This is a genomic window from gamma proteobacterium symbiont of Lampromicra miyakona (assembly GCF_059730895.1).
Window position 1 is genome coordinate 94,800 of record NZ_AP035933.1, and the last position, 21,000, is coordinate 115,799.

23 protein-coding genes and 1 pseudogene are annotated in these 21,000 nt (G+C 49.8%); 8 read left to right on the plus strand and 16 right to left on the minus strand.

What is annotated here, in order from left to right:
- Nucleotides 1–43 precede the first annotated feature (43 nt).
- On the minus strand, nt 44–376 hold the full coding sequence (locus AC6I8P_RS19930) for a four-helix bundle copper-binding protein (protein ID WP_058758661.1): 333 nt from the start codon (nt 374–376) through the stop codon (nt 44–46).
- Between the two features lie 495 nt (nt 377–871).
- On the minus strand, nt 872–1,036 hold the full coding sequence (locus tag AC6I8P_RS19935) for a con-10 family general stress protein (RefSeq protein ID WP_010615780.1): 165 nt from the start codon (nt 1,034–1,036) through the stop codon (nt 872–874).
- A 490-nt stretch (nt 1,037–1,526) separates the two neighbouring features.
- Between AC6I8P_RS19935 and AC6I8P_RS19940 the strand changes: the two genes are divergently transcribed.
- Entirely contained in the window at nt 1,527–2,033 is a 507-nt protein-coding gene (locus tag AC6I8P_RS19940; RefSeq protein ID WP_498031279.1) for a DUF892 family protein, read from the plus strand.
- Nucleotides 2,034–2,051: 18 nt separating this feature from the next.
- Here AC6I8P_RS19940 and AC6I8P_RS19945 read toward each other — a convergent pair whose 3' ends face one another.
- Nucleotides 2,052–3,014 carry a PDR/VanB family oxidoreductase gene (locus tag AC6I8P_RS19945; RefSeq protein WP_481658116.1) on the minus strand — a complete coding sequence of 321 codons (963 nt, stop codon included), beginning with the start codon at nt 3,012–3,014 and terminating at the stop codon, nt 2,052–2,054.
- 10 nt (nt 3,015–3,024) lie between these two features.
- Nucleotides 3,025–4,056 carry a molybdenum cofactor-independent xanthine hydroxylase subunit HpxD gene (hpxD, locus tag AC6I8P_RS19950; RefSeq protein ID WP_058781371.1) on the minus strand — a complete coding sequence of 344 codons (1,032 nt, stop codon included), beginning with the start codon at nt 4,054–4,056 and terminating at the stop codon, nt 3,025–3,027.
- Nucleotides 4,057–4,193: 137 nt separating this feature from the next.
- On the opposite strand from hpxD, the gene AC6I8P_RS19955 reads away from it, so the two are divergent.
- Nucleotides 4,194–5,120: a LysR family transcriptional regulator gene (locus AC6I8P_RS19955; protein WP_498031280.1), complete on the plus strand. Its 927-nt coding sequence runs from the start codon at nt 4,194–4,196 to the stop codon at nt 5,118–5,120.
- A 6-nt stretch (nt 5,121–5,126) separates the two neighbouring features.
- On the opposite strand, the gene AC6I8P_RS19960 is transcribed toward AC6I8P_RS19955, so the two are convergent.
- The 4 genes from AC6I8P_RS19960 to AC6I8P_RS19975 form a co-directional block, all read right to left on the minus strand.
- Entirely contained in the window at nt 5,127–6,452 is a 1,326-nt protein-coding gene (locus tag AC6I8P_RS19960; RefSeq protein ID WP_276591575.1) for an MFS transporter, read from the minus strand.
- 269 nt (nt 6,453–6,721) lie between these two features.
- On the minus strand, nt 6,722–7,507 hold the full coding sequence (gene map, locus AC6I8P_RS19965) for a type I methionyl aminopeptidase (RefSeq protein ID WP_498031281.1): 786 nt from the start codon (nt 7,505–7,507) through the stop codon (nt 6,722–6,724).
- Complete coding sequence (locus AC6I8P_RS19970; RefSeq protein ID WP_010615787.1) at nt 7,504–7,749, minus strand: ParD-like family protein; 246 nt, start codon at nt 7,747–7,749, stop codon at nt 7,504–7,506. The genes map and AC6I8P_RS19970 overlap by 4 nt, the downstream gene beginning before the upstream one ends.
- Nucleotides 7,750–7,966: 217 nt before the next feature.
- Nucleotides 7,967–8,410, minus strand: a complete 444-nt coding sequence (locus AC6I8P_RS19975) for a phage integrase Arm DNA-binding domain-containing protein (protein ID WP_222952282.1) — start codon at nt 8,408–8,410, stop codon at nt 7,967–7,969.
- Nucleotides 8,411–8,453: 43 nt separating this feature from the next.
- Here AC6I8P_RS19975 and AC6I8P_RS19980 point away from each other — a divergent pair.
- From AC6I8P_RS19980 to AC6I8P_RS20000, 5 genes and pseudogenes are all read left to right on the plus strand, one after another.
- Nucleotides 8,454–9,275, plus strand: a pseudogene (locus AC6I8P_RS19980) (integrase core domain-containing protein).
- A 468-nt stretch (nt 9,276–9,743) separates the two neighbouring features.
- Entirely contained in the window at nt 9,744–9,830 is an 87-nt protein-coding gene (locus AC6I8P_RS19985) for a TetR family transcriptional regulator (protein WP_420874737.1), read from the plus strand.
- Nucleotides 9,831–9,881: 51 nt separating this feature from the next.
- Nucleotides 9,882–10,277 carry a TetR family transcriptional regulator C-terminal domain-containing protein gene (locus tag AC6I8P_RS19990; protein WP_420874735.1) on the plus strand — a complete coding sequence of 132 codons (396 nt, stop codon included), beginning with the start codon at nt 9,882–9,884 and terminating at the stop codon, nt 10,275–10,277.
- Nucleotides 10,278–10,323: 46 nt separating this feature from the next.
- The gene (locus AC6I8P_RS19995) at nt 10,324–11,475 is read left to right on the plus strand and encodes an MFS transporter (RefSeq protein WP_498031282.1); all 1,152 of its coding nucleotides are present in this window, start codon (nt 10,324–10,326) and stop codon (nt 11,473–11,475) included.
- Between the two features lie 215 nt (nt 11,476–11,690).
- Nucleotides 11,691–12,710: an alpha/beta fold hydrolase gene (locus AC6I8P_RS20000; protein WP_245001430.1), complete on the plus strand. Its 1,020-nt coding sequence runs from the start codon at nt 11,691–11,693 to the stop codon at nt 12,708–12,710.
- Nucleotides 12,711–13,135: 425 nt separating this feature from the next.
- Here AC6I8P_RS20000 and AC6I8P_RS20005 read toward each other — a convergent pair whose 3' ends face one another.
- The 6 genes from AC6I8P_RS20005 to AC6I8P_RS20030 form a co-directional block, all read right to left on the minus strand.
- On the minus strand, nt 13,136–14,146 hold the full coding sequence (locus tag AC6I8P_RS20005; RefSeq protein ID WP_481658119.1) for an alpha/beta hydrolase: 1,011 nt from the start codon (nt 14,144–14,146) through the stop codon (nt 13,136–13,138).
- 14 nt (nt 14,147–14,160) lie between these two features.
- The gene (locus AC6I8P_RS20010; RefSeq protein WP_245001431.1) at nt 14,161–14,469 is read right to left on the minus strand and encodes an EthD family reductase; all 309 of its coding nucleotides are present in this window, start codon (nt 14,467–14,469) and stop codon (nt 14,161–14,163) included.
- A 332-nt stretch (nt 14,470–14,801) separates the two neighbouring features.
- Complete coding sequence (locus AC6I8P_RS20015; RefSeq protein WP_481658293.1) at nt 14,802–15,347, minus strand: YgjV family protein; 546 nt, start codon at nt 15,345–15,347, stop codon at nt 14,802–14,804.
- Nucleotides 15,348–15,497: 150 nt separating this feature from the next.
- On the minus strand, nt 15,498–16,190 hold the full coding sequence (locus AC6I8P_RS20020) for an aspartate/glutamate racemase family protein (RefSeq protein WP_481658120.1): 693 nt from the start codon (nt 16,188–16,190) through the stop codon (nt 15,498–15,500).
- 93 nt (nt 16,191–16,283) lie between these two features.
- Nucleotides 16,284–16,868, minus strand: a complete 585-nt coding sequence (locus AC6I8P_RS20025) for a DUF308 domain-containing protein (protein WP_222952287.1) — start codon at nt 16,866–16,868, stop codon at nt 16,284–16,286.
- Between the two features lie 419 nt (nt 16,869–17,287).
- The gene (locus tag AC6I8P_RS20030) at nt 17,288–18,211 is read right to left on the minus strand and encodes a LysR family transcriptional regulator (RefSeq protein ID WP_058758897.1); all 924 of its coding nucleotides are present in this window, start codon (nt 18,209–18,211) and stop codon (nt 17,288–17,290) included.
- A gap of 358 nt (nt 18,212–18,569) precedes the next feature.
- On the opposite strand from AC6I8P_RS20030, the gene AC6I8P_RS20035 reads away from it, so the two are divergent.
- On the plus strand, nt 18,570–19,256 hold the full coding sequence (locus tag AC6I8P_RS20035; protein ID WP_058758874.1) for an SDR family NAD(P)-dependent oxidoreductase: 687 nt from the start codon (nt 18,570–18,572) through the stop codon (nt 19,254–19,256).
- A gap of 298 nt (nt 19,257–19,554) precedes the next feature.
- On the opposite strand, the gene AC6I8P_RS20040 is transcribed toward AC6I8P_RS20035, so the two are convergent.
- Nucleotides 19,555–20,271, minus strand: a complete 717-nt coding sequence (locus AC6I8P_RS20040) for an SDR family oxidoreductase (RefSeq protein ID WP_058758873.1) — start codon at nt 20,269–20,271, stop codon at nt 19,555–19,557.
- A 54-nt stretch (nt 20,272–20,325) separates the two neighbouring features.
- A complete protein-coding gene (locus AC6I8P_RS20045; RefSeq protein ID WP_058758872.1) occupies nt 20,326–20,994 on the minus strand; it encodes a peroxiredoxin-like family protein in 669 nt (222 codons plus the stop codon).
- Nucleotides 20,995–21,000 lie beyond the last annotated feature (6 nt).

A 21,000-nucleotide genomic window follows, 5' to 3' on the forward strand; every position in this document is an offset into this window, starting at 1 on the left:
CCGCACTGGCGACCTGCCACCGCCCTCCCGGTACCTCTATCCGTTATTCCGCCATGCCCACCGTCATGCAGCTATCTGCGCACTGCAGGCAAATTTCCGCACAGGTCTGACAGTGTGGATGCTGGTGCTTCTGGCACTCCCAACCAGCCAGCTGACAGGCCATCGACGTGATGGTACAGAGCTGCTCGCTCAGTTCACTCTGGGCAGCCAGCAGTTGGGCGGTTACGCGACACAGCGCCGCGCACTGCTGATTCAGGCTAATGCAGACGCTCATCTCACTGGCGTCAGCGTCCAGCAGACAAGCCGCCGCACAGTGGTCGCAGGCGGTCGCGCAGCGATAGCACAGCGCGATACAGTCATTGAGTTCAGCGTTCATGCGTTTCCCTTAGCGTCAGGTTAATAGCGACGCAATAGTGAGCGTGAATGGAGAATTTAGCTAAAAGCGGGGTGATATCAAGCGGATAGCGGGTAATTAATCCATGTAAGGTGCATTGCGTATGCAATAATTCCTTAAATATTGCGGAGTTAGCCAATTGTAAGCTTGTGTATATATATCAGCCCGGGTAATTAACGCAGATTAAATAAAAGTGTACAACTCTGCGTGGCTTGTACAAATATAGGGTGCCTGAAGCTGATAGTTAGATAATCAATGATTTAATTTTGGGATAAATAAACTGAAAAGCGGTCGCTGATAAGCGAAGCGGTAAATAACGCAGGATCGCTGAAGATTTGATCGATTAATTGTTTTCGGATGGGAAAATTACTCTCCTGACAAGGTTAGACGTGCGTTTAAGCGAAGCGTAAACGTGATGTCAGGAGAGCACAGTGCAAAAAGTTATCGAGGTTAAATCAATACAAAGATGGGGAGTAGTTATTTACGACGACTGATCTTTCCTCCCTTCCTGCCGGCTTCAATGGCGCGCTGTGGGTCATTTTTGAAGTTACCACCACTGACCTGACCGCCTTTGCGGCCTGCTTCAGCCGCGCGCTCCTTATCGGCGGCGAAGTTGCCTGAACCCCCACGACGTTGCGTCACTTTTTCTTCCTCTTCAGGTTTCTTCTTTGGATCCTTCATTTTTTCCTCTCTGTTCATACCCGCATGAAGCAAAAATAAATGTAGCGATGTTTTTACCATAATCAAGCCAGGAATAATCTTAACTTTTAATTTACAGCACGTTGGTTGTTTAACGATGAGTCAATTTCAGCTGATTTATTCCGGCAAATCATTTGGGGGGGGATTGTTAACATTTTACTTTCATAAAGGGAAGCGTTCTTTTAGCGGCGCTAATGTGAATTGATGACGTTGTGACAATTAACCGCTGTCGCATTTCTTAAAAACCTTTCTTGCACAGCCCGGCTTGCTTGCTACGTTTAATTAAGTTGTTCGCCTGGACTTAATTAGCGCTTCGCTTATTTTTCAGATAACCAGCCTGAAAGCGATGAGGTCAAAGCGTGCTGCCCGATCAGGGATCCGTCTCTGACGCCGTTGAGGTAGATCGCCCGTGTCATTCACTTTGGAGCAAACCATGACGAAGGAATCTGTATATCTGGACTGGCTGCGCGATGCGCATGCTATGGAGAAACATGCGGAGAGCCTGCTGAAGGCGGCTGCATCACGTCTGACGGATCATCCCGCGTTGCAGGCGCGTATTGAGCAGTATCTTGAGCAGAGCCGTGACCAGCAGCAGCAGGTGAAAACGCTGCTGCGCCAGTATGACAGCAGCTGGTCGGTGCTGAAGGAGTCGTTAGGCCGGATGTCGGCGGTCGGTCAGGCCGCCAGCGATATGCTGCAGGATGAAGAGGGCATCCGTGTGGCCGTCAGCAGCTACGTGTTCTGTAACTATAAAATCGCCACCTACTCGACGTTGCAGGTGGCCGCAGAGCAGGCGGAAGAGGGGGAGGATGTCAGGATTGTGCGGCGCATTCTGCAGCAGGAAAGCCAGATGGCCAGCTGGCTGCTGCAACTGCTGCCACAGGCGGCAGAGGAAGCCATTGTGCTACGTACGGAACCTGAGCTTTCCGGCACGGATTAAGTCATCCTGCGGCGCGCCCTAGAGATCAATCACCAGTTCCGCCGATTTGCTGCGCGAGCAGCACAAGGCGATGTACTGCTCCGGGGCGCTTTTTTCGCTGTCAGACTGCACGGTATCGCGGTGATCGATCTCTCCAGCGGTAACCCGCGTCAGGCAGGCGCCGCACATGCCCATCTCGCAGGAGAGCGGAACGTCGACGCCATGCTCCAGCAGCACCGTGGCAATGGTTTTGTCAGGCGGAATGGTACATTGCTGCCCACTGCGTGCCAGCGTCACGGTAAAATCCTCTTCCGCGCCAGCCGTGCGGGCGACAGGTTTGAACGCTTCAGCGTGAATGTTGGCGCTGTCCCAGCCGCGCGCCAGCGCCTGCTGCTGCATGTGCGTCATAAACCCTTCCGGCCCGCACAGGTACAGATGCGTGTCGGCGGCAGCATCAAGCAGTTCCGCCGGTGGATAATCACGGGCGCTGCGGCCTTCGCTGCTGTACCAGATTTCACAAAATCCATGCTGAAAACGCTGCGCCAGTTCGGCGGCAAAAGCTTCATCACCGCGCTGGCGGACAAAGTAATGCAGCACAAAAGGCACGGCGGCGGCCTCCAGCGCCAGCGCCATGGCGTACAGCGGCGTAATGCCAATTCCGGCCGCCAGCAAAATGACTTTAGCGGCCGGTTGCAGAGGAAACAGGTTGCGCGGTGGCGAAATCGCAATCGTCTGGCCGGGGCGCAGCGTGTCGTGCACGTAGCGCGATCCCCCGCGTGATTGCCCGTCGCGCGCAATACAAATCTGGTAGCCGCGCGCGTCATCGCAGCGTCCGGTCAGTGAGTACTGACGTATCAGGCCATCACGCAGGTGCACATCAATGTGCGCACCGGGTTGCCAGTCCGGCAACGGCTGGCCATTTTCCGCCACCAGCGTGACGCTGAGATTGTGACGTCCCTGACGATACAGGCCATCCACCACCACATTCAGCAGATCACTCATCGTTGCCTCCTTACACCAGGAAAAATTCACCGAAGCCCATGCGCTTCAGGCCACGGCGATAAGCAATGGAGCTGCGATCGGCCGGAATATGCGCTTCCAGAGCCAGGTCAAGCGGCAAACGCTCCGGCTGCTGGGTTTCCACCATCAGGCGGTCTTCTTCGAACACGCGCTGATTGAAGGCGTGCACCTCTTCAACCGGGATGTGTAGGTCAAAATTACGCGCGATGGGCGCAAACATGCGCGTTTTGCGCGCCGATACTGGCGACGCGGCATTCATGATCACCAGGCGCGATTCGCCGGGGAAATGAATGGTCAGCGTGGCGGTAAATGGCAGGTGCATCTCGAAATGACGCAGCCAGCTAAATCCTTCCGGCGCCTGCTGCGGACTGTCAGCGGCAAAGTTACTCACTGAGCTCCAGTAATCCACGGCAAAACCGGTCTCGGTTTCGACCGGGTTATAGGCAGGTACTACCTGGTTGTTGGGATCGGCGAAGGTTTCCGTGTGCACCCAGGCGAAGTGCGCCACATCCAGAAAACCTTCCACCTGGCGTCCGGCAAAGCCGTTGACGTCAAAACCGGGACAGTTGATCTGTTGAAAACCAGCATCATCCCAGTGCGGCATGGTGGGCAGCGGCGCGGGCTGGTCAGCATCCGGCGCGAGGCACACCCAAATCAACCCAAAGCGCTCTTCCACCGCGTAACTGATCAAATTGAGTTTGGCCGGAATCGGCTGGTCGGGGCTGGACGGGATGCGATTGCAGCGGCCACCGGCACCGAAGCGCAAGCCGTGATAAGGGCAGACGATACCCTCTTCATCATGAAAACCGAGCGTCAGCGGGACGCCACGATGCGGGCAAACGTCGCGTGCCGCTACCACCTGACCCTGCAGACGATACAGCACCAGCTGCTCGTCAAGCAGCACCGCTTTGGTCGGTGCGCCGGCGATATCACAGGAACGGGCAACCGGATGCCACTGTCGCGCCAGACGCAGCCAGTCATCAGGTTCAAACGTGCAGTGTGCGGGAGGCGTAATGTTATTCATGCTGTTGTCCTGTCAGGTGCTCACACAAGGCGTAATAGAAGGCTTCATTTTTGTCAGTACATTGTTAATATGCTTGCCTGTGCAAATCCATCAGCAAGAATGCAGCCAGGTGTTGCAAAAAACCGTACAGGTGAGCAATGAGCCCGTTTTCCCGCTTTGCCGTCTATTTTGCCGAAGTGGCGCGCAGCGGCAGTTTGCGCAAAGCCGCTGAGCAACTGCACGTTTCCGCTTCCGCCATTAACCGGCAGATTCTGCAGGCGGAAGAGAGTTTTGGTACGCCGCTGTTTGAGCGTTTGCCGGAAGGGCTGCGCATGACCACCGCCGGAGAATTGCTGTATGACGATGTGATGCGCTGGCAGCGTGAGTTTCGCGTCACGCGGCAGCGTTTCGATGATATACAGGGACTCAAGCGCGGTAACGTCACGGCCGGGCTGGTGCAGTCGCTGACCAAAGGCAGCGTGGCAGACGCCATCGCCGATATCGCACGCCAGCATCAGTGGCTGCGGCTGGAGCTGACGGTAGACAACAGCCACCGCATCAGCCAGATGATTCGCCAGTCGGAAATCGATTTTGGCCTGATTCTCGATCCCGCCGGGCAGAGCGGACTGGAAGTGCTGGCGTTTGCCGAACTGGAGATGGGCGTGGTGATGGCCGCTGACCATCCGCTTAGCACGAGGCCGCTGCTGTCGCTCAGCGAACTCAGTCATGAGCGACACATTGTGCCTGGCGCGGCGCTGGTGGTCCACGAACGTGTCGATGCGCTGTACCGCAAGCAGGGCCTGGCGCCGGAAAACATTATCGCCTGTAACGACATCCGCCTGATTCGCAGCCTGATCGCGCAGGGCACCGGCATCAGCGTGCTGAGCCTGCTGGACGTGATGACCGAGGTGCAGGAGAACCAGCTCTGCTTTGTACCGCTCAGGCATAGCGTGATGCGACCGCTGACCCTGGCGCTGTGTACTGCGCCGTCGCGCCAGCTATCGCGGGCGGCGCAGATGGTGATTCAGCGCATGACCGAGGTGATCGAGGCGATGGCCAGCGTCAGGCCCGCAGGCGAGCCGTAATCACGTTCAGTGCCCGGTTTCGGCATGCGGCGCGCGGGTTTTGCTGGCACCGGCACCGCCCGATGGACGGGCGATAATAATACCGAGAATACCGCCGGCAATCAGCGCCATCGCCACAATCAGCAATCCTGAGTGATAACTTTGCGTCGCATCTTTCATTTTTCCCAGCAGCGGCGGTAAACCCAGTCCGACAAAGTTTGCCACCGTATTGATAAAGGCAATCGATGCCGCAGCGGCTACGCCAGCTAATTTTTCCGTCGTCACGGCCCAGAATATTGGCGTCAGGGCAAAGTTAAGCCCGACGGTGAAGACCAGCAAAATATAAGCCAGCAGCAGGCTGCCCGAATAAATCGCGCCGGTTAATGCCAGGCCCGATAAAATTAATGGCAAGCCCATATGCCAGGCGCGTTCACCGCTGCGATCGGAATGGCGTCCGTTTAAATACATAAATACGCAGGCCATCACAAAGGGCAGGGCGGATAACAGGCTGATAATAAAATTGCTCTGCTCTGCGGCCATGCTTTTAATAATCAACGGCATAAACAACGTAATACCGATCGAGCCAAACGCCTGTAAGAACCACACCAGACTGAGCAATAACACCGTGCGATCTTTTAATGCCTGCAGCCAGGAGTGGTTCTTATTCAGGGTAACACCCAGATTGTCCTGTTCGAGGCGCTGACGCAGCCAGTGTTTTTGCGGTGTAGTTAACCAGACAGCATCGTCGGGCTTATCGGGTAAGCGCCACAGCACCAGACAACCAAGCACCACTGCAGGAATGCCTTCCAGCGCAAAAAGCCAGCGCCAGCCTGCGATATCGGCAATGCCATGCATATTGAGAATGGCACCGGAAATGGGCAGACCAATAATCGACGCGCCCACCGATCCCATATAAAAGAAAGACATTGCACGTGCGCGGTTACTTTTAGGGAACCAGCAGGAAATATAATAGATAATACCCGGCGCAAAACCGGCTTCGGCCATACCGAGTAAAAAACGCATCACATATAACTGATTGGCGCTATGAACCAGCGCCATGCCGGTACTGACAATGCCCCAGGTAATCATAATGCGCGCTATCCAGCGCCGGGCACCGACTTTGGTCATAATGACATTGCTGGGAATCTCAAACAGAATGTAGGAAATATAGAACATGCCGACACCGAGGCCGTACATGCTGGTGGTAAGCCCGAGATCGGCATTCATTTGCAGCGCAGCGATAGAGATATTGGTTTTATCGAGATTAGCGACAAAATAACAGATCACGATAAACGGGATGATGCGCTTATTTAATTGGCTCAACGTAGAGCCAGAAACATCGGAACTTATCATATCCACCTCGTCACGCAGCATTCCGCCACTCCGCGCCGGCAGACGGGCGCAAGGGCAGCGATGTCATGAATGATCTGTTTCGCTTGCTAAGCAATAAATGAAGTGCAGCCGAAAAATAAAAATCATTTTATTTCGGCCACGCGGCAGCATTAACTATGCCGATAGTGATATTGCACATGAGCGATATAAATCGTCATGAGTTAGCAGTGTAGTACAATCTATTTTTATTGTACTACAATAGAGATCACAGATTGGACGATTGGCAGGCGTTAAACGATCGCGGCGTAATCACCGGTACCCTCCGGCCAGGGTGTGAGCAGGTCGAAGCCGGTATCCGTGACGGCGACAGTGTGCTCCCACTGCGCGGACAGGGAGCGATCTTTGGTCACCACCGTCCAGCCATCGGACAGCACGCTGGTGCCCGCTTTGCCGGCGTTAATCATGGGCTCAATGGTAAAAATCATACCAGCCTGCAGCGCCAGCCCCTGGCCCGGCGTGCCGTAATGCAAGATTTGCGGATCGCCGTGGTAGATCTCGCCGACGCCGTGACCGCAATACTCGCGTACCACGGAAAACCCGGCCTTTTCGGCTACCTGTTGAATAGCCGCACCGATATCGCCCAGCGTTGCACCGGGTTTCACCACCCGAATGCCTGCAACCATTGATTCATACGTCACGTCAACCAGGCGCTTAGCGCGTACCGACGGCTGACCAACAAAATACATGCGGCTGGTGTCGCCGTACCAGCCGTCTTTGATGACCGCCACGTCGATATTGACGATGTCACCGTCTTTGAGCTTTTTCTCGCCCGGAATACCGTGGCACACCACGTGATTGACCGAGGTGCAAACGGTACGGGTGTAACCCTGATAGCCAATGTTAGCCGGAATGACCTTTAGCTCATTGACAATATAGTCATGACAGCGGCGATCCAGTTCATCTGTGGTAACGCCGGGTTTCACCCAGGGCGTGATCATCTCCAGCACTTTGGCGGCGGCGTGACCGGCGGCGCGCGCCCGTTCAATCTCTTCAGCGGTATGCAGTTTAATACTCATTGCGCGATTCCCTGCGGAATAAAGGAAGGTTGGTCAAGCAGCTGCGCCAGTTCAGCGCCGCCATCACGTTCGACCCGCATCAGCAGGCGTGTCAGTTCCTGATGGCTGAGCTGCGGATAAAGTTCGGCCAGCATGCCGATTTTCATCCAGTGCTCCGCCTGCGCGTTGATCGAACGACTGAGCGCCGTGCTGGCGATGCGCAGATTCTCATGCATTAAATCCGAAATTTTGACGATACCCATGACTGGCCTTTATATGAAACGTATATGCTATGTATATAGCATATCCACAACGGCATGATTTGCAAGTTCAGATTTTCGCCTGTACGAAAATGTCCGAAATTTGTCCGAAATTGCCTATACCTCATACCAGTACGTACTCATCACCACGGAGATCGGGATACTTCTGTGTCATCGCGAGATTCTTTTGACCCAGTAGCCGCTGTGTAAACACCTCACCCTAATGTGCTTCATTTAACCTTCCCGATAAACTGCGGATTTCATGGATGGATGCCATTGTCTGCTTATTTTCGGTGACATAGACTTCCAGACACAGGGCAATATCGCGGGTCGTGACTGCGGTCATTGCCAGGCCACCCAGAGATTTTCCGTTCGCGTTTAGCTGATATTTACGCAGCCGCAGTGTGACCGGTTTTACGTTGCATCTGACAAGGATTGCTTCATAAGCTGAAATCCATTCAGACACTGTCATTACTGGGCACGCCTGTAATTTATTCAAAAGGGCGGAGGGAACATAATTCCGGTCAAGATAATGGTTAGCTTCAATAGCCTGAGCAATCGCTTCCCGGCGTGAGGCATTGCCCAGCGAATACTCTTTTCCGGTATGAGGGTTGCGCCAGTGGTAAGTTTTGCGGGCGCTGACCTGCTCCCCGTTAATTATCACACCGCGATGTTAGTAATGTCTTCATAAGTCACATGAGGCCCCCATGAAGAAGCGTTTTTCCGATGTACAGATCATCAGTATTCTCCGCGAGGCTGAAGCCGGGGTTTCTGCTCGTGAGCTGTGCCGTAAACACGCCATTTCCAACGCTACCATCACACCTGGCGTAAGAAATATGGCGGTATGGAAGTGCCCGAGGTCTAGTGCCTGAGGTCGCTTGAGGAAGAGAACGCCAGACTCGGGAAGCTGCTTGCCGAAACCATGCTGAAAAGGAGGCACTTCAGGTGGATCTGGGGCGAAAGTACTGACGACGGACCAGAAGCGGGAAGCTGTAGTATTTATATGTGATGCGACTGGTCTGTCGCAACGTCGTTCCTGCAGGCTTACAGGATTATCCCTGTCGACCTGCCGTTATGGTGCTCAGCGACCGGCGGCTGATGCACATTTATCAAGCCGTATCACAGAACTGGCGCTCGAACGAAGGCGTTCAGGTCACGCGTATTATGGACAGCATCGCGCTCTTTCGAGGTTATCCGGCGACAATAAGAACTGTTTAGGGCCCGGAGTCTACCAGCCGCGCACTCGATCAATGGACCTTTGAGCATGGTGTGCGTTGCGACTTATTCAGCCAGGTAAGCCAACGCAGAACGGATTTGTTGAGAGTTTCAACGGTCGCTTTCGGGATGAATGCCTGAATGAACACTGGTTCAGTGATATTCTTTATGCCCGGAAAATCATTGATGACTGGCGGCAGGACTATAACGAGTCCAGACCTCTTTCATCGCTGTAATACCAGACGCCGGCTGAATTTGCAGCAAGCTGGAGAAATGGAAAATTAGTAGGTAAACAAACCGACATTACTAACTGAGCGTTGTATCTAATACTGGACTGGGGGCAGGTCAGCATGACTTTATCAAGTGCGATTTCCCTGATGTATTAGGCGCTCTTCCCCGAAATGCTGTACTCATAACTTGTCCTTACGATTAAATTTGTACTTTAAAGTACAAATTTAATCGTAACGTTGCGCCTGTTTGTTCACGATGCCGCACAGAAGGTTAAAACGTATGATTAATACATGTGCTTTTTTTCAAATAATTCATTAATAATCAAATGGATATTTCTGCAGGAGAATAGTGTTCAGCAAATCCGGGATGAGATCTGCTGTAAGGGCCTTGAACTCACGCGGTCAAAATTTACTTGTATTTTTAGTTACCTCAACTAGAATTGGAACCAATCGGTTCCTAATGTGGCAGTAGGGAAGGTAAGTATGACGACGAATTCATCAGGCTTGGGTCGCCCACGCGAGTTTGAGCTGGAAACTGCAGCGCGTGATGCTATGAAGGTTTTTTGGGATAGAGGTTACGATCGCGCATCGCTGCCGGATTTGATTGCTGGCACAGGCCTGTCACGAGGAAGTTTGTAAAAAGCGTTCGGGGATAAAAAAGGTCTGCTGCTTGCAGCCCTTGGTTTATATATGAGTGATGGACGGCGGGAAACGGCGGGATTGCTCTCGCAGCCAGGCTCAGCTACAAACGCGATAAAAGCATCGCTTCTTCGATACGCCAGGCTCTCTTCCGGTGAACCAGGGCGGCGCGGTTGTTTAGTCGTCTCCTTAGCCACTGAAATGGCCGCATATGACAATGATGTTGCTGAGAAAACAGAACGTATGTTCAAACGGCTGCAGCAACTTTATGTTGAAACAATCATTCGCGCTCAGGAAAATGGTGAGTTACCTGAACATAATGAATTTTTTATGGCACGATTTCTGGTCTGTCAGATTGAAGGCATGCGGGTATTGGGTAAAACGGGGGCATCAGAAACAGAAATGCTTGAACTCGTTGAATGCACGATGAACAGACTAAGTCAGTAGTTTTTTTCGTCAATTAGGAACCAATTGGTACCATAAGGAGCATTTAATGACCTTAAAACAAGCTTTGCTAACTGAACCTCGCCGATGGGCCATGTTTATTATATTGCTTGTAGGTGCACTCCTTCCGCCACTTGATTTTTTAATTGTCAACGTCGCGCTTCCGTTAACTCAGCAGGAATTTGCATCATCTTCCTCGGTTAAAAAATTAGTCATTTCATCCTACGCCGCAGTCTATGCCGTCACTTTGATTACAGGTGGCCGCCTGGGCGACCTTTATGGTCGGGGAAAAATGTTCTTCCTTGGGCTAATCGGTTTTGCTGCCGCATCGTTATTATGCGGTCTGGCATGGTCACCATGGTTGCTCATAGTCGGTCGTATCATGCAGGGGGCAACGGCCGCCATCATGGCGCCTCAGGCATTAGCTTCAATACAGGTTATTTTTCCTGAAGCAGAGAAACCATTAGCTCTGAGTTTATATGGGGCAGTGTTTGGTCTGGCTTCAGTTATTTGGCAAGCATTGGGCGGTGTCCTGATATCGCTGGATCTTTATAATTTAGGATGGCGGCTCATTATTCTGGTGAATTTACCGGTTGTAATGTTTGTCGTGCTGTTTGGCTTACCCTTATTAAAAGAGACGCGTGCGCGTAATGCGCGTAAGCTTGGCCCCATCAGTATGATTTTGGCGACTGCAATGCTGAGCGCATTGATTATCCCAATTATTGAAGGTCGTGAGGCGGGTTGGCCCTGGTGGTCATTGATGCTTTTTCTGACTGTTCCGCTACTGGCTTTTGTTTTATGGCGCTATGAGTTACACCTTAGCCAGAATGGAGGTTCTCCGTTACTTGACCCCGTGGCATTACGCTCACCGGGTTTAGGGCAGGGGCTGGCGATGCCGGTGCTGATGCGTATGATCACAGGCCGTGTTGCACCTGAGTTTTCTGGCATGATCTCAGGCGTAACGAGTTGTGCTTTGCAGATCAGTGCCGCGTTGAGTGTGGCACTGATAGGCGGTATTTTTTACAGTACGTTTGGAGATAGTCATTCCGGAGCTGATATTACCCATGCTTTTGATATCTCTACGCTGGCCATTGCACTCTGCTTAGCACTCGGCGCAGCATTAAGTGTCAGGCTTATTCAGAAACCTGCAACGCGGGTCTTTGTGTCGAAAAATTTCATGTCGAATAAATTTAATAAGTAGCGGTAATAACTGTTTTGTAAAAAGGATGTATGGCTGATTTCGGCATGCACAGCATCGCTTAACCTTTATCAATAATATCATTGTCATGATGAAGGGCTGCCTTCATCAGTGATGAATACATGATATAGGCTAAGCGATAAGCTCTCTTTGTTTCCCTCCTGTCACAAGTAATTTTCATTGTGGCTCTATTTTTTTCAATTTATAAGGATGGTGTTATGAAAGTAACTTTGAAAACGACAGGCCGTTTTTTTATGGCAGCGGTCTTGTTCTTCCCACTATCGTTTGTAAATGCTGCACCTGCAGATAGTGATTTCCTTAAACCGGTGAACGTGACTCAGCAAGACTATACAGATACGGCATTGGTACGCCGCTTGCCTGGTTTCACGAATCACGAAGCTTACGTGAACGGAGTTAAACTCCATTATGTCACTGGAGGAAAAGGAGAGCCTCTGGTGCTACTTGGCGGCTGGCCTGAAACCTGGTGGGAATATCACAAAATAATGCCGGAGCTTGCTGCGCATTATCAGGTCATAGCGATTGATATCCGTGGCCAGGGCGGTTCATCTAAGCCAGCCTCAGGTTATGATAAGAAAACCATGGCGCGCGACATCTACTCCCTGGTTAATCAGTTAGGCTATAGTCATATTAACATCGTCGGGCATGATATTGGCGCAATGGTCGCCTATAGTTTTGCAGCAAACTATCCTGATTACACGAAACGCGTGGCCTTACTTGACGTTCCGCACCCGTTTGAGGCATTCAGGAAGTTTCCGTTACTGCCACAAAAAAATGATTATCAGATAAACGATCCTAATCATGGCCTTCATTTCTGGTGGTTTGCGTTTAACCAGGTACCAGATTTGCCAGAGAAATTATTAGAAGGACGTACTGATATATTAGTGGATTGGGTCTATGACTACCTGAACAAAACGCCGGGTGCAATTTCAAGCTTTGATCGATCGGTCTATAAATTAGCAGCTGCACAACCTGATGCAATCCGCGCAGGAAATGGGTGGTATCAATCAATGCAGCAGGATATAGATGATTTGAAAACATATAAAAAGTTACAGACGCCCATACTGGGCATTGGGGGAATCAGTGCTCCACTGCTGTCTGCATTTCTTAAAGAGTATGCCCGTAATTATAAATTTATCGAATTTAAAGGTGCCGGCCACTGGATTGCTGAGGAGCGCCCTCGGGAGACCATAAAAGCCTTACTGGACTTTTTAAAATAAGATAGGAAGATATATTATTTCTGCTGAAAGTTAATGGATAGATGTTTGAGGGTTTTTTATAAAAAATTAGCAATCAAAATTGGCTATATTTAACGAGGGGTAGGGTAGACATAACCCTACCCCTGCTTTTTAGAAAGTGATAGTTGTTTTATTTATCTTATAACGTAGAAAGTTGTGTGCCCGTTTTTTTTAAGCATCAGTTCAAGTATGGCTCGACCTGCTCACTGCCATGGTATAAATGATGTGTCTACAGAAGGCCTGGATTAAGAAGAAAAAGCTCCCGATTAAGCGCAGATGATATCAACTTTAAATAATCAGAGGCGCATTACCAGTTCTCATCCCAGGCACAGTCGTGAAAAGCAAGCGATGAAACGTTTACTCACAAAGCTTTTTACAAACACGAATCAGCCGCAAGTAATTATCTCTTACTCACTGACAGCTATATGACGGTTAATCCAGTTAAGAACGGGCGCCAGCGCTTCATCTGAGTTCTTTTCGTATATCAGTCCATGTCCGTTACCAAATACGCCATGATCGGGTAAATGCAACACTTCAGCAGAGGCCCCGGCTGCGTTCAGGAAAGCCGCGGTAGGCGGGCTCGCCGCTGCAAATGCAGAAGCTTCAGCCGTAACGATCAAGATTGGTTTATCAATCAGTGAAGGTAATTGATAGCTGCCCGGCTTTTTACGTTTTAACTCAGCGGCAGAAGTAATCAGCGGAGAAAAATTCATTGGTGCTGCTGCGGGTCCCCAATCCATTACTCCTATGTTAGGTATCTCTGCGAAAGGAGGCCCCATGGGTTCCACTGCCACAATCATTTTTACCAGATCCGGACGGCGATCCGCCGTCAGCCAGCCATCCGGTCCGGAAGCAGAGTGTGTTATCAGGATAGCGGGACCAATACGATCCAGAAGGGCAGCCATCCTGTCGGCATCCAATGTTTGTGAAAAAGCAAGGTCAGCAGGAAGCGGGCCATATCCAGCAATAAACTCATCCATAGCCGCCCCATCATTTACTGTAAAGGGCCACTGAGTATGCCGCTTATCTGTTCCGGGGAAGTATATCTTTTGCCCATTTTCGAACGAGAAAGCCGGTCCCATCTCACCCATTGTCTGTACATGAAAAGGTGAACGTCCGTGTCCTGGTCTGTCAATGACCAGCACCGTATATCCATCCTCAACTAAGCGTTGTGCCCACCCGGGTCTGCCATCGGGCGTATCAAACCATTCAGTGCCCTGAAAGCCACCGCCGTGCATCAGCACTACCGGATAAGGCCGGCTCATCAGCTTTGGCGCTTCCCACTCGACGTACATCGGTCCTCGCTGATAGGTCAGCCCATTTTGCTCAACACGTTCGCCGGGAATCCAGAAGTGCCCACGACGTATCGAGCGTACAGGTGCCTCATTCCACGGGCGGAATTTATGATTCTGCTGCATGAAATTTCCTTATTTTACAGTGGAGTTCCGCGAAATCTCACGGGTGAGATATCGGTAAAATGCCTTACGTCTGCCATCACTTTTTCAACTTCGTGTGAGGTGAAAGCATCACTAATAGCCGTTTCATTACGGAAAATACACTCACAGATTGCCAGCGTGCCGGGCTGTTTGGTTTCAGGATAAAAAACTGAAAGTTTCAACAGGCCATACGGTGCAAAAGCTTCCATAACCAGTGGAAGGTGGCTGTCAGCGTAGTAACGTCGGTCAAAACGAGAATCAGGGTCTCCCTGATAAGTAACGTAAAGGATCACAGGTTGCATCATTTATCCTTGCAGGCTTATACACTGAAAAGTTAAAAACCAGTCAACACAACTAATATACCAATTGATACATTAATGGGTGGTAGTTCTTATGTCAATCATTTATGTACTGATTGGTATGTTAGTGCAATATCGGTAATGCTGCGCAATGGACGTAAAGGCCTTAACACGGGGTAACGCGCTCTTGATACCCCAATGATTGGAACATCACACATTATTTCGAAAGGTTTTAGAGGGACTGGCCTGGGTCACCAACCGACATTACTAACTGAAGCTTGTATCCGTCCTGGGGAAAATCAATCTCTCAATATAAACCAATTGAATATTGACTCTATTTAAATAGCATAATCTTTACTTTTTATATTCTTAAAGAGAGAAAAAGCAGTACTGAAGAAAAACGACAACTCCATTGAAAAAGCAATTGGTGAGTGTGCGATAAAATTACTAACAATCCAGAACGCGCTGCCTATCATCGTATAGCACCGAATTTTAATCTCTGCTTTTTGAAAAGCTGCATAGTTCATAATCAGCCCAGCGAGCAAAGGCAGGACATCTTTACAACTTTGCCAGGTAAACATGCAGCCAAAAAACGATAACAGCATGAAAAAGATAAAAAATTTCTTGTTGTTGGTTATAGATGCGATAATAAACCGGCAACAGGCAATCATCATCATCAAACCTGAAGTGTACTCACCGAGGAGTGCAAAGTGAACAGACAGCAAGAATGTAGAAACAGATAATATTCGTAAAGTTGTGGTTGTTTTTTTTAAAATGGAAAGAACTAACATCCAGGAAAAAAGATACAGTTGCGATAAACTGAGATAAAACAAAAAGACTAACTGGCACCTTGTCTTTTCCTTCTGGAATATATAATAACACATTAAGCTGTAATGAAAAAGTTGCAAGCGCTATACCAAAAAAAATCCAAAACTTTGTATTCAATTAAGTAAAAAATAGACTAAAGGTACATCCAAACACAGCTTACTGTGTGGGTGAAAGAAATAGATTATCCGACACCATAAATTCAACTATCAGGATGATAAAGCAACATTGATTGCTTTCTCACAATGAATTAATGTGGTATCGAAAACAGGAACTGTTACGTTATCCTGATTAAGCAACATACAAACCTCAGTACAACCAAGAATAATACAATCAGCTCCATTATCAATTAAACGCTTAGCAATATCTTCAAAACGAATACGACTATCTGGAATAATAATATCTTTGCATAGTTCATCATAAATAATACGATGAATTTCTTTTCTATCTGACTCTGCTGGGACAATTGGTCTGAGAAAATGATTATTTAAACGCTCAAGATAAAAAGGTTGTTCCATTGTGAAGGCAGTAGCCATCAAACCGGGATTCTTCAAACCAGCACTTACAATTCTTTCAGCAGTGGCATCTGCAATATGAATGAGAGGGATGTTAACATCCTTCATGATTTGATCTGCTAATTTATGCATTGTATTTGTCGCCAAAACAATAAAATCAGCTCCGCCTCGTTCCAATGATTTAGCTTCAGTATTTAATATGGAACCAGCCTCCTCCCATAAACCGTTGGCCTGTAAATTCTCAATGTTTGCAAAATTTAGTGAACGAATTAATAGCTCAGGTGAATGTAAACCACCTGAGTGCTGACGGACTAAGTCACACATCTTCCGGTAATAAATCTGAGTTGAAGCTGCTGACATGCTTCCCAATATTCCAATTGTTTTCATTCTGTCCTCTTTTGTTTTAAGCTTTTTAAGCATTAGCAAATCAGATTAACGTCATTCCTGTGACAGATGTAGCAGGAATAAATAGCAAAGAAATCAGCGCATAGCAACTTTAGCATTATCTCTGCTATTTTTAATTAGTAATGAAATTGCTGCTATAAGGAAATAAAATACACCGAACGCCGCATAGGGAACAACGGTTGTCACACCCAGGGAGATATCACTGCTGGCCTGATTGAACATAAATAGACCGGCCAGGCAGGATTGTGCACCACTTAAAATCATTGGCCATTGACCATTAGACGTTTTCCAGCGGCGGGCTGAAGCTAAAAGTTGCAACACGCCGGAAAAAATGGCCCATACGCCAAATACTTTAATGGTCGTACTGATGCCAGCGAAGAGTGACCCGATAATGGCCAGCGAGACAATAACGCTCACAATAAAATTAAATTTTTGCGGGGGATTTTGACGCAACCCTCCAGAACGTCGTGCATCAATAAAGTTGGCCAGCGCATCCCAGGCCGGATACAAAACAAAAAGAATGGCAGCCAGCGTTGGGTTACCTTTACCGATAGAGATAGCCAGCAAAATCCAGATTACAGATCCAGCTGCGCGTATAAAGAAATAGGTTTGCAGCCACTTATTTTGTGTATTACTTAACTGATCAGAACGGGATGTCATAATATCTCTCCGGTTTAAGTAACGTCGGCTTCAATTTTTGAGTGCCGGATCTAAGCGTTGCCACGTTTAGCATATACCCACTAGGCTACCTACTAAATGGTAGGCTGTCAAATTACGTTTTTGTTCTTTTGCGGCGTAGTTCAATGAATTGAATTTACTCATGAAACTTTGGCTTCCACTGCAAATCAACATCGAAGCCACCCGGTTCAGAAAGTGTCGGCGCATTTCTTTCAGGTAGCATAATGCCAGCGTGAGGTATTAAAGCAGTAATATAGACAGGATCGTTGCCGCGCGGAAAATTCAATGTTTCCTCCTGCGGAAGGCCAGCCTACTTTGACGTCGCTAAATCCACCTTTAATCTTGCGGCTTCTTACCGGGACCGGACTGTTGCCCTATCGTCACTCCGTTGCAGACATGCATCAGGTTCGGATAACAGGTTCGGTGACAATCGCTGAAACAAAATTCAGAAAAGCAGATATTTTTGCCGGCAGATAGGTGCGTGAAGGGTAGAGTGCATAAAGCGGAAACCTTTCGTCGGGCCACTCCGGAAACAAATCAACCAGTTTACCCTCTGCTAATAGCTGCTCAGCACCCAATTCCATAATCTGCGCTATGCCATACCCTGCAAGACAGGTGCCGTGCAGGGTACCGACATTGTTTACAATTAGCTGTCCCTGTAAATTTAGCGATTTGATCTCATTTCCGCGCTGGAATTCCCAGGTGAAAAGCTTGCCCGTTTCAGGTGAACGAAACTGAATGCATGTATGACGAGGTGAGGAAAGTTCGTCTGGTGACATGGGTTTGCCATGCTCTGTAATATATGCAGGCGAAGCAACTGTGAGAATACGGGTGTCCAGAAGCTTACGTGCAACCAGCGTTGACGACCGATGTTCGCCAAAGCGAATGGCCAGGTCAAACCCCTCTGCAACTAAATCGCCCAACTCTTCACGCGTGGAGAGTTCAACCTGTAAGTCAGGATGTTGCTTTAAAAACTGTCCTAACCGTGGGCCAAGTATCAGCCTCGAAAAAAACGGATGAACATTGACCCGCAGACGACCACGAACGGAATTGCGACCATCAATCGCACACGCAGTAGCCTCCTCAAGCCCCGCCAGTAAGGGGACGATTTGCGTATAAAATCGCTGCCCCTCGTCCGTTAACGCGATAGATCGGGTGGTTCGCTCAAACAGCCGGATACCCAGACGATTTTCCAGCCTGACAATTGCCCGGCTGACACCTGAAGGTGACATATCCAATGCTTCCGCTGCTGTGGCGAAACTTCCCCCTTTCACCACAGCGGTTAATACTCCCATACCCTTTAGCATCCGCTCGTCAAATGCCATGCTTGCACCTCTATACAAATTCAGAAAGAGAAGTTTTTGCCTCGAAGGCTGAGCATTTTCCCCTCTCTTCTCGTTCAAACAGGTAAGCAGCCTGAACGCCATCGTTTAATGACTTTTTGTCACTTGAGTTATGACGTTCATGATATGGATTAACGAATCACGAGACCATAAACTTTTTTTCATCCTCTCAAGCTTTCCGGTAAATGTTCACTTTCATGAATATCCTGCAGGTCAGGCCTGCTCAGGACATGAGGGTTTTAAAGCATTTAATACCCGGCCTTAACAGGCATGTAATAAAGGTGGCAGAGCCAGGCTGGCCTGAGAAAGAAATGATTACTGCACAACCCGAGGTATATCTATGCTGGAAAATAAATCTACCGCGTTAATTATTGGAGCCAGTCGCGGTCTGGGGCTGGGAATGACAGAACGGTTTCTGGAACGTAGCTGGCAGGTGATTGCTACTGAGCGCAACGGCGCTTCCCGCTCCCACCTTCGCGAGCTCGCCGGGCGTAATTCTCTGTTATCTGTTGAAACGCTCGACATGACCAGCGATGAGTCTCTAAAAACCCTGAGCGGCAGGCTGACGGGAAGAACACTGGATCTACTTTTGGTGAATGCCGGAACGGCCGGGTCGCCCGATGAATCATTCGCTCAGCGTTTACTCACTGTCATGCTTACCAATGTAGCGGGGGCCATGTCGGCATTACATATTTTTTCACCTCTGGTTCGGGCAGACGGGGTGGTTGCTGTCATGTCATCAGAACTGGCTAGTATTGCGGATAATGTGCAGGGAGGATGGGAGCCTTATCGATCCAGTAAATCAGCACTGAATCAGTCAATGCGAAGTTTTATCGCTGAAAATCCACAGGTGCCCTGGTCACTCACGGCGGTCGCGCCGGGGTGGGTTCGGACTGAAATGGGCGGTCCGGATGCGCTACTGGATGTCGAAACCAGCACTCGCGGCGTGACAGACATGCTCATGACACGCTTTAATCAGCGAGGTATTGCTTTCCTCAATTACCAGGGCAAAACGCTGCCATGGTAAGTTTGAGCGCTGGTTAATGACGCAAGCTGCCTGATGTGTAAACGCCGGGGCACTTTCAACGGCAGTCTTTCATCAGATCGTCTGTTGCACCGCGCTCTGTTCCTGACCGGAACATCTTTTGTCATCCCTGCGCTTTGTGGGGTTACCCGAATGCATGACGCGCATGATTAAACAGTGAAAACAGGCATAAATGTCCGCTTCCCACCTGAGCCAGAGCTGATACGCCTGGTTTTCAGGCGCGGACATTTAACTGCCGCTACAGGAGCCACAGGAAAGTAAATCCGCGATGACTGTCGCGTTAAAAAAGCTGCTGACCCACTGATGCCCCGCCATCGACAAAGAGGGTCTGGCCGGTTATAAAGCCGGCATCCTGTGACATCAGAAAAGCAATAGTAGCCGCAATTTCGTCTGGCTTGCCAAATCGCCTCATTGGTACTCCCCTGAGATAGCGCTCTTCACCTGCGCTGCCTGGCGGGTTATTCGCCCGAAAAAGCTCTGTTTCAGTCGGCCCCGGTGCCACCGCGTTCACCGTAATACCTGTCTGAGCGAGTTCCAGTGCCCAGTTACGGGTGAAGCTGATCAGAGACGCTTTTGCAGCGGCATAAGCTGTCCGTTCAACACTGCCAAGCACCGTCAGGCTGGAAATATTGATGATTCGCCCCCAGCCCCGGTCTTTCATGCCAGCGAGAATGGCCTGTGTTCCCTGTACAGCGGGATAGAGATTGACGCGTATAACGTCTTCGAAAGTCGCTAAATCTATATCGCCGAGACGCTGAGGTTTAACCAGACCCACATTGTTGACGATCCCGTCAAATGCGAATCGCTGACTTAACTCTTCGAAAGTCTGTTGTGTCTGCCTGGCGTTGGAAAGATCTGCGCTGATTAAGGTGCCTGGGAAATCGTCCCGGGAACCTCGTGCTATACCGACCACCTCATGACCTGCCCCGGCGAGACGGCGGGCAAGCGCCAGCCCGATGCCTTTGCTGGCGCCTGTGATTAAAAATGTTCTCTTCATTTTTGACTCCTGTTAATTCGCTCCGGCATTTTTTTGCGAGAGGTCACGATGATTTCACATGCTGCGGATGCGACGCAGTGAGGGCAGCATCTCTTCCGGCTCCGGCCGGCGCGTATAGTCGGGATTCACTTCAGCATAAATAATCGTGCCTTCCTGATCGATGACATAGCGGGCAGGCATAGGAAGCGTCCAGCTCTCATCTCCGTTGAAAATAGGCAGGTCGTTCTTCAGTCCTTTGTACAGTTCAATCAGATAATCCGGCAGGTTAAAACGCAGCCCAAAGGCATCCGCCACGCTGTTGTGTGGGTCAGACAGAATCGGAAAGCTGAGGTTATTGTGACGCATGGATTTACGGCTGTTAGCCGTCGTCTGGGGGGAGAGGGCGACAAGTGCTGCGCCCAGCGCCTGAAATGTGGGAAGCGCTTGATTGAGCGCCTGCAGTTCCATATTGCAATAAGGGCACCAGACGCCACGGTAGAAACTCAGCACAAGTGGACCTTTTGACAGCAATCCGGCAGAGGAAACGGCATGGCCCTGCGGATCGTTTAACGTAAACAGAGGCGCCTTATCTCCCGCCTTAAGCGCATGCGTAGCGGCGCCGGACTGAATCAGTTCATCCGTCGCGCGGCGCATAATTTCCGCCACCGGTTGAGGGATATTATAGGGGGGCTTACCTGCTTCAAAATCCGCCTTAAAAGCGTCAAGCTTTGCCTGCAGCATCATGATGTT

Excerpts from the sequence above, each read along its gene's own strand:
- AC6I8P_RS19930 (WP_058758661.1), bottom strand. The coding sequence starts at position 376 with ATGAACGCTGAACTCAATGACTGTATCGCGCTGTGCTATCGCTGCGCG.
- AC6I8P_RS19940 (WP_498031279.1), top strand. The coding sequence starts at position 1,527 with ATGACGAAGGAATCTGTATATCTGGACTGGCTGCGCGATGCGCATGCT.
- AC6I8P_RS19945 (WP_481658116.1), bottom strand. The coding sequence starts at position 3,014 with ATGAGTGATCTGCTGAATGTGGTGGTGGATGGCCTGTATCGTCAGGGA.
- hpxD (WP_058781371.1), bottom strand. The coding sequence starts at position 4,056 with ATGAATAACATTACGCCTCCCGCACACTGCACGTTTGAACCTGATGAC.
- AC6I8P_RS19955 (WP_498031280.1), top strand. The coding sequence starts at position 4,194 with ATGAGCCCGTTTTCCCGCTTTGCCGTCTATTTTGCCGAAGTGGCGCGC.
- AC6I8P_RS19960 (WP_276591575.1), bottom strand. The coding sequence starts at position 6,452 with ATGATAAGTTCCGATGTTTCTGGCTCTACGTTGAGCCAATTAAATAAG.
- map (WP_498031281.1), bottom strand. The coding sequence starts at position 7,507 with ATGAGTATTAAACTGCATACCGCTGAAGAGATTGAACGGGCGCGCGCC.
- AC6I8P_RS19970 (WP_010615787.1), bottom strand. The coding sequence starts at position 7,749 with ATGGGTATCGTCAAAATTTCGGATTTAATGCATGAGAATCTGCGCATC.
- AC6I8P_RS19985 (WP_420874737.1), top strand. The coding sequence starts at position 9,744 with ATGAAGGTTTTTTGGGATAGAGGTTACGATCGCGCATCGCTGCCGGAT.
- AC6I8P_RS19990 (WP_420874735.1), top strand. The coding sequence starts at position 9,882 with ATGAGTGATGGACGGCGGGAAACGGCGGGATTGCTCTCGCAGCCAGGC.
- AC6I8P_RS19995 (WP_498031282.1), top strand. The coding sequence starts at position 10,324 with ATGACCTTAAAACAAGCTTTGCTAACTGAACCTCGCCGATGGGCCATG.
- AC6I8P_RS20000 (WP_245001430.1), top strand. The coding sequence starts at position 11,691 with ATGAAAGTAACTTTGAAAACGACAGGCCGTTTTTTTATGGCAGCGGTC.
- AC6I8P_RS20005 (WP_481658119.1), bottom strand. The coding sequence starts at position 14,146 with ATGCAGCAGAATCATAAATTCCGCCCGTGGAATGAGGCACCTGTACGC.
- AC6I8P_RS20010 (WP_245001431.1), bottom strand. The coding sequence starts at position 14,469 with ATGATGCAACCTGTGATCCTTTACGTTACTTATCAGGGAGACCCTGAT.
- AC6I8P_RS20015 (WP_481658293.1), bottom strand. The coding sequence starts at position 15,347 with ATGTGTTATTATATATTCCAGAAGGAAAAGACAAGGTGCCAGTTAGTC.
- AC6I8P_RS20020 (WP_481658120.1), bottom strand. The coding sequence starts at position 16,190 with ATGAAAACAATTGGAATATTGGGAAGCATGTCAGCAGCTTCAACTCAG.
- AC6I8P_RS20025 (WP_222952287.1), bottom strand. The coding sequence starts at position 16,868 with ATGACATCCCGTTCTGATCAGTTAAGTAATACACAAAATAAGTGGCTG.
- AC6I8P_RS20030 (WP_058758897.1), bottom strand. The coding sequence starts at position 18,211 with ATGGCATTTGACGAGCGGATGCTAAAGGGTATGGGAGTATTAACCGCT.
- AC6I8P_RS20035 (WP_058758874.1), top strand. The coding sequence starts at position 18,570 with ATGCTGGAAAATAAATCTACCGCGTTAATTATTGGAGCCAGTCGCGGT.
- AC6I8P_RS20040 (WP_058758873.1), bottom strand. The coding sequence starts at position 20,271 with ATGAAGAGAACATTTTTAATCACAGGCGCCAGCAAAGGCATCGGGCTG.
- AC6I8P_RS20045 (WP_058758872.1), bottom strand. The coding sequence starts at position 20,994 with ATGATGCTGCAGGCAAAGCTTGACGCTTTTAAGGCGGATTTTGAAGCA.